Source organism: Mariniflexile ostreae (assembly GCF_042427585.1).
GTDB lineage: Bacteria > Bacteroidota > Bacteroidia > Flavobacteriales > Flavobacteriaceae > Pseudalgibacter > Pseudalgibacter ostreae.
The window spans coordinates 162607-176155 of sequence record NZ_JBHMFC010000016.1 but is presented as its reverse complement, the minus strand read 5'-3'; the positions used below and the strand labels follow the sequence as shown (position 1 = coordinate 176155).

General features: G+C 33.7%; 11 protein-coding genes. 4 read left to right on the top strand and 7 right to left on the bottom strand.

Features of this window, described 5'->3' with window-relative positions:
* Positions 1-437: 437 nt before the first annotated feature.
* From tssD to ACFFU9_RS05855, 7 genes are all read right to left on the bottom strand, one after another.
* Positions 438-836 (bottom strand): type VI secretion system tube protein TssD, encoded by a 399-nt coding sequence (tssD, locus tag ACFFU9_RS05885; protein WP_379860464.1) that lies wholly within the window; start codon positions 834-836, stop codon positions 438-440.
* Between the two features lie 391 nt (positions 837-1227).
* Positions 1228-3570 carry a type VI secretion system protein TssR domain-containing protein gene (gene tssR, locus ACFFU9_RS05880; RefSeq protein WP_379860463.1) on the bottom strand — a complete coding sequence of 781 codons (2343 nt, stop codon included), beginning with the start codon at positions 3568-3570 and terminating at the stop codon, positions 1228-1230.
* 44 nt (positions 3571-3614) lie between these two features.
* Positions 3615-4553, bottom strand: a complete 939-nt coding sequence (locus ACFFU9_RS05875) for a PKD domain-containing protein (protein WP_379860462.1) — start codon at positions 4551-4553, stop codon at positions 3615-3617.
* 3 nt (positions 4554-4556) lie between these two features.
* Positions 4557-5003, bottom strand: coding sequence for a type VI secretion system TssO (gene tssO, locus ACFFU9_RS05870; RefSeq protein WP_379860461.1), 447 nt, complete (start codon positions 5001-5003; stop codon positions 4557-4559).
* Positions 5004-5005: 2 nt separating this feature from the next.
* Positions 5006-5500 carry a type VI secretion system TssO gene (locus ACFFU9_RS05865; protein WP_379860460.1) on the bottom strand — a complete coding sequence of 165 codons (495 nt, stop codon included), beginning with the start codon at positions 5498-5500 and terminating at the stop codon, positions 5006-5008.
* Between the two features lie 428 nt (positions 5501-5928).
* Positions 5929-7296: a DUF5458 family protein gene (locus tag ACFFU9_RS05860; protein ID WP_379860459.1), complete on the bottom strand. Its 1368-nt coding sequence runs from the start codon at positions 7294-7296 to the stop codon at positions 5929-5931.
* Positions 7297-7314: 18 nt separating this feature from the next.
* Positions 7315-7770 carry a hypothetical protein gene (locus tag ACFFU9_RS05855; RefSeq protein WP_379860458.1) on the bottom strand — a complete coding sequence of 152 codons (456 nt, stop codon included), beginning with the start codon at positions 7768-7770 and terminating at the stop codon, positions 7315-7317.
* Positions 7771-7909: 139 nt separating this feature from the next.
* On the opposite strand from ACFFU9_RS05855, the gene ACFFU9_RS05850 reads away from it, so the two are divergent.
* The 4 genes from ACFFU9_RS05850 to ACFFU9_RS05835 are packed head-to-tail and all read left to right on the top strand — an operon-like array spanning position 7910 to position 13486.
* A complete protein-coding gene (locus ACFFU9_RS05850) occupies positions 7910-8338 on the top strand; it encodes a GPW/gp25 family protein (RefSeq protein ID WP_379860457.1) in 429 nt (142 codons plus the stop codon).
* Positions 8339-8381: 43 nt separating this feature from the next.
* Positions 8382-10118, top strand: a complete 1737-nt coding sequence (locus tag ACFFU9_RS05845; protein ID WP_379860456.1) for a hypothetical protein — start codon at positions 8382-8384, stop codon at positions 10116-10118.
* Between the two features lie 6 nt (positions 10119-10124).
* The gene (locus tag ACFFU9_RS05840; protein WP_379860455.1) at positions 10125-12563 is read left to right on the top strand and encodes an AAA family ATPase; all 2439 of its coding nucleotides are present in this window, start codon (positions 10125-10127) and stop codon (positions 12561-12563) included.
* On the top strand, positions 12557-13486 hold the full coding sequence (locus ACFFU9_RS05835; RefSeq protein ID WP_379860454.1) for a hypothetical protein: 930 nt from the start codon (positions 12557-12559) through the stop codon (positions 13484-13486). Before ACFFU9_RS05840 ends, ACFFU9_RS05835 begins: the two co-directional genes overlap by 7 nt.
* The last annotated feature ends 63 nt before the right edge of the window (positions 13487-13549 follow it).

The following is a 13549-nucleotide window of genomic DNA, read 5'->3' as shown; positions in this document are numbered from 1 at the left end:
TTCAAAACGGTGGTGGTCGTTTATCTTTTGTGAAATTTCGATGTGCTTAAAGCCACTAATGAACTTTCCGTTAATACTGATCTGTTTGTTCTCAGGAGTCTTTGATATCATAACTTTTATATGTAGGTGGCACTAAATGTGTTAGATTGATCTGGGGTTTGGGATATTGGGCTTTTTATATTGAGACACCATAGCAATGGCATAAGGAATGTTGTCGTAATAATGGTCGTTTAAAAGTCGTAATAATGGTCGTTTAAAATAGGTTCTATCTTGTAGGTTATCACGTCTTCTTGTTTTTGGGCGGCACCCTATATATCATGGTCTAGGTTGACCATATATTTGGTAGGGAGGGACCCTTAAAAAAAAGCCTCCAAAAGTACTGTTTGAAGGCTAGTATCATAATAGATAAGTGGCTTAATAGTACTCGCTTATTTATCTTATGCGTTTGGCCAACGGTTCAATAAAGATGCCGTGCCCACCGTAATTTCTTCTGCAGAGAAGGTTACTTTAATGGTCATGGGCACATCATTGTTTACGTCCAAAGTCTCTTTGAAATATACAATGTAGGCGTTTTTAAACTCCACTTCCTTCATCTTGGCATCCTCGTCGGTTTTCTTGAAGGTGATCTTGCCTTCAACCGGCTTGAACTGGCTGTTCACCATAGCCTCGATTACAGAAGTGTCTTCTGTAGATTCTATGATCAATTCTACGCGGCCACCTGTAACGTTGGAAGATGGTTTGCCCTTTGAATCTGTATTTCTACTAAATTCGTAATTGGAGTAAAGCACGTCAAATACTTTACCGCCGAAACTAAAATCTGCTCTAAATGAACCCATAATAAATTGGTTTTTAAAAATTAAATTAAACGGTTTTTTTAAGACTTTAAAGCTTTTCTTAAGTTTCTGACTAGTATAAAAAAAAAGAGAAAGCATCAAAAAAAATGTTTTTTTTGAACGTTTCTCAATCTGCATTTAGGCCCTTGGTCTAAAACTTCCTAATGGACATGGTCTTATTTTGGAAAAAAGAGAAAAATTCTAAAACGTTGTCTTAATACTACAAATGTATAGAAATTATATTACAATATAAAATATTTATAAAAAAAATCATATAAAAAAACCCAGTCTTAGCGCTTGGTAGACTGGGTTAAAGTGATTTAGGAAGTAAAGTGAGTGTTTTCTAGTGCTTTAAATCCTGTGTCTTGCTTTTTTATAGAGCAAGGTCTTGTTGCTAAAGCAATAGCTTTTCAGGAATAAAATACACGTCGGTTTCGAGTTGCTGTAAGTCATTATCTAAGAAGGCTTTTTCTAAAGCATCAACCTTATTAAGAGCGTCAAAGTAAAAGGCGTTAAAACCTTTTTTGATTGTCTTTTGTCTTTTTATTCTAAAACTTTCATAATTATTAAAGTCGTCTTTTACTTTAATACCGGTTTTGTAAAAAAATAATTTAGATAATTTTTCATTGTTGTAAATAACTTTTCTCTTAAAAGCCTTATTGATTCCTCTAACCTGTTTTCTGTAAATTTTATTTAATTTTCTTCTGTTTCTTTTAGTCAGTTCATCTTTCTGAACCAGATTGTGAGCTGGTGACAGTTCATTAAAAGGGATTTTGTTTTTTAAAGCAGATGTTTTAGATGTAGAAAATCTAGGCACCAATGTTCTGTAATTTTCTATGAGGGCAATAAGTTCTGTCTTGGTCATTTCATATCCTTTTTCTAAAGGATTGATAGTGGCATTATTTAATTGCGCTGTTCTATAATAGACATCATTAGGGTGGCTTCTATTTATATTTAAACTGTCTGATTTGGAAATGCATTTCAAAAAGCTTGAGGGTTTAGACCTTAAAACCCCTAGTTTTCTTTCATATTTATTTAAGGATGAAATTAGCTTTTCATTAGTCTTAATAGTGTTGCTAAGCACAGAATCCAAGGCTATACTAAGGGCTTTAGATCCAATAGTTTCATTGATGCTTGGAAAAACAATGCCTCCGTTAAACAAACTGTTTTTAGGAGCATCGTAAATATAAATATTACTATTTTCTGAATGAATATTCTTTAAGCTGCTTTTGTTAATTAAAAAATCGTTGTCTATAATATAATTTTCAATAAATTTATTGTAATAAGCTGCTGTTTTAGACATCGTTTCTTTAGCGAGAAGTAGATTGTCTTGGTATTTATCAAGCGTTTTGTTTTGCAACTGAACAAATAATAATTTGGACGATTTTAAGGCCATATCTTTAATGATGTTCTCTTGTTTGTGCAAAATGTTTATATCTTGACTGCCAGCAATAATAAAAAAATTGTTTTCAAAATTTTTTTCATCTTCCACGGTATGGCCCATGGAAAGTGTTATAGCCTGTCCTAAATCTAAACGGCCTTGTGCCATTAATGTCTCTTTTTCTTTCCCATCTTCTACTATGGTTTTTATAAAATCTAACCATTTGGCAAACGATGTGGTTTTTGGTAAAATGAAAGACGTTTTATTGCTTGTGCATATGGCCGAAAATGTATAGTTGAATTCTTTGTGCTCAGCAAAGAATAAACCTAAGTTTTGTAAAGCATTAATTAGTGGCTTTAGGTAATGTTTTTCCTGATCTCCAAAAACAAAATGAAAGTTCATGGTTTTGCTCTCATGTTCTAGTCTGTTGCCTTCAGAAATTAAAAGATCATTTCCTTTTACGTTTATCAGTACGTTTTGTTTGTAATCCCAGACATACAAAGGAACTTTAGTGATAGGGTTTAGGGTTGTTCCAGGCTTGTTAAGGGATACATCATAAAGGTAGTCTGAATGGATGTCACTGCTGTGCAAATGTAATGTGTCACACTCTTTTATAACTAGCGTTCTATTGTGTTGTGGTAAGCTGTAAACGTGGCCTTGGCCTATAGGGCTAATTAAGCCCGTTGGCACCCAGCCGATAACCTGCGAAGTTGTATCGGTTATAGTGGGCGAATTTGATATAAGCACAGCGTTGCCTGTCTCGTTGTATTTGTAAGCATATGCGGTTTGATTTAAAGCTAATTTTTTAATTGACTTCTTTTTAAAAAAGGGATCTTTAAACACCTTAATGCTGTCGTCTTCAAATGCTTTGTTTAATTCGGTAAGTCCTTTTAAATTATCAACACCTATTTTGTATTTTAAAGGTTTGTTGTTTATTTCGCTAATTAAGGCACTTTTATACTCTAAAGTATGTTTTTTGGGTAGCCACCCCATATAATGAAGTGCCTTGGTGTCTGTAAAATGATAGTTCTTACCCATTAAAAAAGAGAATAGTCCTTTAGGTTTTCCTATTAAAGTAGAGTCTGCAACTACTATTTCATAGGCGTCAGTTTTGGAATCTATAACAAAATAAGGCTTTAAGAATTCTTGGGTGCTTTCTTTTACCTGTAAATGTGGGTCTGCATAGCCAGAATTATCAGCTCTATCAGAGTATATTACTAAAATATTCTTGTCTTTTTTTAGTTTTTTCTTATTTGTATTCTCATTGGAGTAATTGAAACTAGTTCTGCCTACTTTTTCTATTTTTTCATATTTAGAAACTTGCGCAGATACGCCATTATAAAAAACTAATGACATAAAAGATGCTAAAAATAGGAGATTAGTTTTGAGTTTGATATGTTTCATTTCAACATGCTTTGGGTTACATTAATTCTCTTAATACATTTAAAAGTCTCTAATTCTATCTTGTTAATGTTTATTTTCTGATTGCGTTTGCTATCTAGATAATGTAGTCCTTGGCAAAAGCTGTATAAATCATTGTATTTATTGTCATTAATAACCACCACCACTTCATTGGCAGCACCACAGGTATAGGTGTTTTTAATATAATTAAAAAGCTCGTTAAAAGTCTTTCTGTCAGAAACATCTGTATCTGCTAAAGCTTGCAGGTGTTTTTTGATGTCATTTTCTGCTAATGCAAGAGAGTCCTGTGTTACCATGCCTTCAAACTTCTCAAAGCGAGACATTATTCTTATGGTATGGTATAAGGGGTATTGTGTGGTATTGGTCGTGAGTTTAACGTTATAAACTCCTGGGTCTGTATACACATATACGGTTTGTTTTTCATAAGAATCTACCGAGCCTGTTTCTCCAAACTCCCAATACCATGTTTCTATTCCGGGGCCTTGAGATGTAAACACTAATTCTTCGCCAACATAGCCATCATCAGGACCAAAAAGTTTTGGAATGGAATCTATAACGTTTCGTTCTTTTGTAGAAATAACTTTAATGTATTTAGAGATTTTATTGGTATTGTCTATATTAACGGTTACTAAATATTTCCCAGGTTCTTTATATTTATATTTTATATTTTGATTTCGACGAAGTGTATCGCCATTGCCAAAATGCCAAATGAGTGTCTTGTCTCTTATAGCAGAGGAGTCGTTTATAAAAAACTCTAACACTTCGTTTTGTTCGTAATGATTGTTGTCATTTGAATCGAATATGTGAAAATCTAAGTTTTTTAACTTTGAATTGAATTGATAGAAGCTAAAAAAGATAATCAAAAGTGAGGCGAGTAGGAGCGCAGTGAGTAAAAGGATTTTGTTTTTATTTGTCATAGTTTAAAGGTTTGCTTTACATTCATTTAGATTTCTCTCAATTAATTGATTGTTTTTTATAGACTTGTTTAAAGCCTCATTGCTATCAAAATAAATTTTCAAGATGCGTGAAGCTTGTATTCCAAAAAGATATTTATTGTTTCTATTGTTAATTTTGTAAATATCTTCAAGAGCATAGATGTCTCTTTTTATGTCGTCTAATTTCTGGACTTGATTAATTTCAAATGCTATTGTTTTTATGGTGTCATGAATAGCAACTACTCTTGATGCATACTGTTTTTGAGCTGTTAATATCTGTTCTGAATGGCGAATATCACTTAAAATCTCTTTGCTTTCTAACATAGGGACAGTAATGAAGAACTTGGTTATTAGGATAAATAAAACACCCGCAGACCATAAAAAGATTAATGTAAAACGGATTTTCTTCCATGAATTCTCACTTAACTCCATAATTAATTATACTTATTGTTGTTTATCTCTTTATATTTTTGTTTGCATTTTTCCAATTGATCTATGTTGTGGATTCTTCTATTTTCCTCTGTTTCATAAACATCCATAATCGATTGTATTTCTTTTAAATGTGCAAAAAGCGCTTCATAGAGCGTATAGTATTGCTTGCTTTGGGCATTGTTGCCAATATCATTTTCTAACATGATGCGGGTGTCTGAAATAAGTTTTTGCATTTCCCTATGTTCAACTAAAGTCCGCCTTTTACTTCTTAAATTGTTTAGATTTTTATAGATGTCCTCTAATTGAAAATTGAGCTCTGCTTGCTTATGAAAAACAGCGTCGTAACTGTTCTTTTTTTCATTTAAAAGACTTATGCCTTTAGATGCCGTAGATAAAGTGAGGAAGCTGCATAAGAATAGAATAATTAATAAAAAGCTAAAATATAGAGAGAATATTAAAATCTGTTTTCTTCTCTTTACGTAATTTAATGGTTTCATTGAGTGATGATTTTTAATAAGGGTGTAGATTTCTCATCTGTATGGCAAGACATAACATTTAAGGGTAAAAGCAAGTTCTGTTTAGGTGTTCAAGAATGGTAAAATGAAGTGTAATAGCATAGCGGTTTAATTCATTTTCAGAGCATTAAAATGGCCGTTTTCCTTTTACGTAGATATGGTGGTTAGCATAGTAGGTCTGTGTCTTTCTGTTGGATCCATAAGGTAAACAACAAGCTTGAAGCGCAAAAGACTACTGGTTCTTTGAAGTTTTCTAGCGGTGGTATATAGTCCGTATTTCTGAAATTGTTCTGTAAATAGGGGTAGGTAAAATGAGGCATGTTTAAACTATTGGTGTATTAGTTTTGAAAAAAATGGTCTAAAAAACGTCAAATTTTAAAGACCATCTTCTCTTTATATAGTGCTAAAAATTATTGTTGATTGTATTCGCTTTGCCAAACAGCTTCTTCAGGACCATCACCTTTGTGCCCATCCAACTGAATTACGAAACTTTTTGCAGGAAAATAGGGTGTGATATGAATGTCTATTAGCACTCTGTCTTTTTGATTTGGATCCTGTTCTATCTTCATTATTTTAAACTTCTCGATAAGCTTTGTTGGGCCATGTATGCTATCTAGAAATTTTACGATTTGGCTTCTTAAGTCTGCTTCGGTTCTAGTGGTCCAGTTTTCAAAAGCCCTTCTATTTAAAAAGTCGAACAATACTTTTGTAATGTAGTCGAATACACGAACTACAGAATAAGTTTGTAAGCCTAAGTTATCCCCATTAAATAAAGTTTTTGCAGAAAAAGCCATAACCTTACTATACTCATTAACCATGGGAACCAAGCCCATCCGCTCTAATTCTGAGATTTCACTTTTTTTAAGATCAAAACGCACGCTTTCTACGTCGTTAAGGCCACCAAACTTTTTACCTGCAACCACTTGAGACATTAGGGTGTTGTAGATTTTTCCTGCCAAAGCTGAAGATGGTGGTACATAAAGGTTTTCTTCTTCGCCAACCACATCGTCTTTTTTTCTGCCCAATAGCCAATTACAGGTCATCATGGTGTTGGATTTGTAAACATCACCACCCGTATGATTTGAATTGAAAAAAAGATCGACCACATCATCAGGAGAATCCAGGTCTTGAAAATCGGTAAGTAAACAGGCTTTATTTTCATATGCTATTTTAGACCAAGTGTCTAGCACAGAGTTTGATCCCAGATAACCTGGTAATACTAATAAAGAGTAATTTTGTCTTAAATCTAATCGGTCAAAATTTTGTTTTAATTCATCCCCTATATAGTTTATAAAGTAAGGATTATCTAGGTCTTTTAACTGATCTAAACTGGCATTAACAATCGTTACGTTTTTAACCTTATCGCTTTCTGTATTTTTATAAAAAAAAGCTAAAGATCGATAAGAGGTTTCAAGTTCATTAGTTCGTTTTAATGCTTTTTTTATATTGGCGTTTAAAATGTCTTCAATTTTTAATGCTTTTTCCTTGGCAATATCACGCATTTCTTCGCTATTCTTATTGCTTTTTAAAAGATCGAGCCAAACGGTTAACCTATTGGTTAGGTTTTTGCGTTCATGAGACCACTGATTGTCGCTCAGGAAAATATTACGTCTCGCTTTTTTGTTTGGATTTAGATTGGTGTATCCATCAATCACATTTTCTAAGAAGGCAAATCCGCCATATTCTTTTAAAGCGTCTAAAGCATCGATAGCTTCAGTTTGTTTGGATTCTTGAGACTGAGTTATAATGGACTTTTGTGTCTGTGTTTTTTCTGACATTATTTGGGGGTTTAATGTTTATTTTTCAGCATTTTTAATCTCCTCGAGCGATTGTTCGAGAATTCGGATAATGGCACTTTTAGAATCTTCATTTTCCAACGCTTTTAATAAAGCCCTATTTGAAGACAGTTGGCGGGAAATTTTAATATTCTGTTCCTTTTCAATATCCAATTTGCTTAAAAACTCACTATTCGATTTTATTTTTTTAGAGTCGAAATCACCAATATTCTTGAATGTCATCACCTCTTTTATCTCACTACCATTTTCGTCTTGGTGTTCCAGTTCTACTGACGGAGAAAATTTTTCGAAAACCTGTTCTACTGTCTGTAAACCATGTATTGCTTCTGGTGAAACAGGAGCTTCATCGGTTAGTTTTTGAACTAATAACGTCCTGTTTGAAGGAATGTCTGCAATAGATTCGTTAGCATCTAATTTGACCTCATTCCCTCCAATACCATAATTGTACATTGCCATATTGTCTGTATTTAAATTTAAAAATATTTGTTTGTAAGAATTTACGAATATAGTATTTTAATCAAAACAATAAAATTATATTTGTATTAAATAAGAAAATAAATACAATCACCTACCTAAGTTTAAAACTAGTTGTTTTATGAATTATTTAAAATTACCAATAGACTTTTCTCAGATACTCACTGATAAAGCTGCAGATCGCTGTTCTAAAGAAGAATCTATAGCACAGCATATTATGATGCTAATCACATCGAGATATGGGGAAGTTGTTGGTAGAGAGGATTTTGGGTCTCAAATTTGGGAGTTGGAATTTAGTCAATTGATACGAATGAAAGATTGGGAAGAGCGTGTGGAAAAATCTTTAATTCAAGCTGTAACGAAATATGAACGCAGGCTTAAAGACATTAAAGTGTCTGTGGTTTTGTCTGAAGTAGATGGTGATTTGTCAAAGGGTGATAACACGCAAATAAGACGGCGATCACAAATTTCTGTTATAGCAAAATTGGCAGAAAACGATATGGTCTTTAATTTTAACACCTTAATATATATAAGTCCCTTATCCCAATAAACCTACTATGAGAGATCAAACATTTTTAACATTGAAAAAAAGAATGTTAAAACATTCTATGGCCTTATGGGGTATAAAAGAGGTTGCAGAAATCGATCCTTTAATCGATCTTTTGATTGATGTTTTTGCTTTTGAAAAAGCCAAACTCCACCATGAAATAAAAGCATCCGACACCCAATTGCTACATAGGCTTTCACGAATTTTGATGAGTAATAAATGGTCTTCGCCAATGCCTTCTCATGGGTTAATGCATATTTATCCTAACGAAGAACCTTGTGCGCTAACTACAGAGAGTCAGTTTTACCTCAATACAAGTCAGTATGGAAAAGAGAACTCGAGCATCTATTTTACGCCTTTGGTGGCAAGCCCTTTACACCGTGCGTGTATAAGGTATAAACTATACAACACAGATATTGGTCTAGCTGATTTAGATAATAGCGATACTAAACCCTTTTTAGGAACAGAAAACAAGATAGAAGACAACCACTTATGGCTGGGAATTGCAATTGAACAAGATACTTTAAATAAGCTGGACAGCCTAGCTATTACTTTTCTTAGTGAAGACGTGGGGTTGTATCCTCTTTTAAACACAATGTCAATTCATGGAGAAAATGGCATCCATATCAACCATCAAAAAACGATTTTTAAGCCAGATGAACTAGACGAAACACATTATTTTAATGAGATCATTACTTATTATACCGATTGTTTTTATACGCTTACTTTAGTTCATGATGCTCATGTGAAAAAATCAATAGACGAATTATTTCCTTATGCAAAAAAAGGTGTCGATGGGATGGATTATGAAGAAAAACTTTTTTGGGTTAAAATAAAACTTCCGGAAGTATTTACAAAGCAAAAAATTAAAGGCTTGAATGCCTTTCTTAATGTGGTGCCAGTAGTGAATAGAAGAAGGCTTTACAAACAGCATAATTTTAAGAAAAACGGAAGAATTGTGTCGCTTCCCAGTGAAAACGATAATTTTTTTCTAAATATTAAATCTTTACAGGATGATATCGGGAACTATCTGAAAAACATTTTAAGCCATTACAACACGAATACAAACGGAACCTATTCTCTCTATTTTGGGGACTTAGAAAAGTTTGATACTCGAAGTGCTAAAGTGTTGGTTAATAAAGTGTCGCAAGCTATCAGAGAGGAGGGTAATGCCTTTGCGGCCATGAATCCTGAAAAGCTAAATACATATTTAACAGAATTGGTTAAGCAACTCGATGTGTTAGAGCAAAAAGCTGTAGAAAAAATAAAGGAGATAGACACCATAGAGCGCTCCTTCTTACTCACATATCCGTATCCAAATGCTACCAATTATGAAATAGAATATTGGACTACCAATGCAGATCTTGCGAATGGGTTTAATGAGGAACATATCTTTAACCAATATGCTACCAATCAATTCGATATGAAAAAAACACGTTTATTAACTAAAACTGTTGGTGGTAAAATTAGAAAAGGGGAAAGAGAGCAAATAGATAGTTTAAGATATGGCCTGTTAACAAAAGAACGAATTGTTTCTGTTGCAGATGTTAAAAGTTATATCCATCAACAAATAGGAAACAGAATTTTAACTATAGACGTAAAACCAGGAGCGCAAATTTCTAAAGATAAGAAAAAAGGGATTATACGCACAACAGATATTATCATAACATTAAATAGTATGTTTTTGTCAAAATTGGATTTAGAGCGGTTAAGCTTCTATCTGGAAAATGAATTGACCTCTAAATCCATTAGTAATATTCCTTATCAAGTGATAATTCAGTAAATAAATATGAAAGAATTAGATTATAGTCAAGGATTGCAATCTGCAATGAAAATGGCTAAGCATAAAGCCGTGAATGAAAAACACAGCGCCTATGGCGTGGCGCATTTAGTTATGGCCATGCTTATAGAGCCAACAGGGCTTAAAGAAATACTAGAAGGCTTAGGGAAAGATATAGGCTATATTTCGGAATGGTTTGAAGTAAGACGTGAAATGTATGCTTCACCATCCGATTTTGATAAAGAAACATTTCAGGATCACGAGGTTCAAATTGTTTTAGAAGATGCCATACGGTCTAAAATTAAGCTGGGTACAGATTTTATAGATCCCATTTGTGTATTTACTGCTATTGTAAGAGATGGTGTGGTGTACTCTAAATCACAGATCGAATCGTTGGGGATAAATGAAAAGGAGATTTTAAACCAGTATAATGTTCCTAAATTAAACCAATTATCAGGCTCCAGCGCAGAAGATGAAGTGGTATCTTCAACACCATTTTCTGTAAGTCTCAAAACTGAAAAAATCATACAAGAGGGCGCTTTAATTATCGGCAGGGAAAAAGAGGTAAGATCTATATTAGAAAATCTAGAACGGTCCGAAAACAAAGGTACTTTATTGATAGGGGATTCTGGAGTAGGTAAAACAGCGGTGGTTCGGTCTTTTGTTTCAGAATTATCCAACAACGCAGATGATTTTATTAAAAACACCTTGGTTTTTGGCTTAAATGTTTCAAAATTACTGGCAAGTTGTAGTTCGGAAAATGAGATTTCAAAAAAAATGGTAGAACTGTTCGAGAAATTACATAAGCTTGAAACACAAACCGTTTTAGTGATTGACGATCTTCAAATATTATTAGAAAACACTTCGGGGAAATCTAACCTGATAACTAATATTTTAAATGCACAATTAACAGAGGGCTCAACAAACTTGGTTTTCACGATTACTTCCGATGCTTATAGAAAAAACATCGAAAAACATCCTATAAGCAGTAAATTGGAAATGGTCTTTTTAGAAGAACTCGACCAATTTCTATTGTTAAAATGTTTAGAAAAGCACCAAGCCCGTTTGCAAGGCATTTATGATGTGAAAATTTCAAACCGTGCCTTAAAAGAAACCATCCAGCTTTCTAAGCGTTATTTTAAAGAAAGTAAACTGCCCTATGGGGCTATTGATTTGTTGGATAGAACGCTCGCAGCCGTAAAAATGAGCAATAAAAATGCGCAAAAAGAGATTGAAAAATTCAAACAACAACTCAAAGAGATTCAAGACAGTGAAGTCATTTCTTTAGATGATTTAGAATTGCTTTTTAAAACCATCTATAAAAAAATAAGTATTGTACTAACTTCTAAAATTTCAGAAGATTTTACATTTTTAGAGAATGATACTGTAGAAGTGGGTATAGAAAAAATACACAACCTGCTTAACGCGTTAGAGGCCGTTGCCTCAAAGAGAATAGATGTTATCGAACCTAATGAAATAGAATCTATTGTGGCAGATATATCAGGTATTCCTATTGGTAAAATTCAAGCAGGAGAAAAAGAAAAAATACTGGGTATAGAAGACAAGCTCCAAGAAAGGGTTAAGGGGCAACAAAGTGCTATCCAAACCTTGTCGGACGCTATTATCGAATCTAGGAGTGGGTTGGGTAACCCAAAGCAGCCTATTGGCTCGTTTTTCTTTCTAGGCCCCACAGGAACAGGTAAGACAGAGCTTACCAAATCGCTTGCAGAGCTACTATTTGATGACGATACTGCCATGATCCGTTTTGATATGTCTGAATTTAAAGAGGAGCATTCTGCGGCGTTACTTTATGGTGCGCCTCCTGGTTACGTAGGTTATGAAGAAGGAGGAATGCTGGTTAATAAAATTAGACAAAAGCCTTATTCTGTAGTGCTCTTTGATGAAATAGAAAAAGCGCATAGCTCGGTTTACGATGTGTTCCTTCAAATTATGGATGAAGGGACTATACATGATAAACTTGGAAGAAGTGGCGATTTTTCTAATGCTATAATCATTTTTACGTCTAATATTGGAAGTCAATGGATCGTAGAGCAGATCGAGCAAGGTATAAAGCCTACCTCAAACCAGCTCATTGAAGTCATGAGCCAGCACTTTAGGCCTGAGTTTTTAGGTAGATTAACAGAGGTCGTGCCTTTTTCTCCTATCGATGAAGCTATTGCCAAAGCTATCTTTAAGCTGCATTTCTCTAATTTACAAAAACAACTCTTAGATCAAAAGGACATTTCTCTTGTACTATCCGACGAAGCCTTAACATTCCTTGCGCATAAAGGGTATTCAAAAAAATATGGGGCAAGGCCCATTGCTGGTGTGATTAGAAATTATATAAAAAAGGTGGTTTCTAAGTTTATTATTTCAGAAGAAATCATCAAGGGAGATAAGATAATTCTCAATTATAAAGAGGATCAGTTAATTTGGGATAAATGTTAGAAGAAGCGTTTAATATAGATCTTCTGAAGCGAAATGAAACGGCAAACTTTGTTGCAGAAGTGTTTTATGAGGAATTGAAATTTATTTTAGACCGTGATTTAGAGGATATGCTCATCGTGCAAAATTACGGTATGAACAGTCGTGCCCTGTCGAAAGATATTTTGGATGTAACTACCGATTATAAATCGATTTCCAATAGGTATAAGGAGTTCTTGATTTTGCATTTAAGTAGAAATAGTATCTACCATCAACTTCCAGAGGTGTTATTTCATCCTTTAGTGATAAGAACGCCTTCTATGAGTAATAGGGAAGTGGTTGAGGCCATAAAAGAAAACAAAAGGAGAGAAGAGAGAAATCTAGATTTTTTTCAACCTTTTGATACTGACCTTTTTAAAGAGAGCTCAAAAATAACAAACCGACACCTTAATTTTCTTACAGATGATACAGCTAATGAGAATTTATTACGTGTGGCACGAATAATTCTGGATGCCGATCTAGAAATCCCTAATGCTAAACTTTATGCTCTGTTTTTTAAGCTGTGCCACTCGGAGGTATTAAAAGAGCATCTGCCTGCAATTCAAGATTTAATTTTTGAAGTATTAGATTTAGAAGTAATACTAGAATTTGTGCCGAAAATATTTGAACAAATTCCTTTTGAAAAATTAGGAGCTGCCTTGTTGGGAATTGATTTTGGTTTGCACGGCTCTGTAACAAGCGAAATGGATGATGTGAAAGTTTGCATCTTGCTTGATAAACCTGTTTCTGATTATGCAGAACTATTAAAAAACATTAAAAATATAAAGTGGATCTTGAGTTTTTTGATAGTTTCAAATCGAGACACTTTTGTAACGTACCGGGTTACAGGGGCGTCTCAATTTGTGCTTAATGAAAGATATTTGGGGTATGATAGTTACTTGAATTAAAAATAAAAAGATGTAAGAGATATATTATGTGAAGTACTAATTCAAAAGTTATATTTTTGCGAA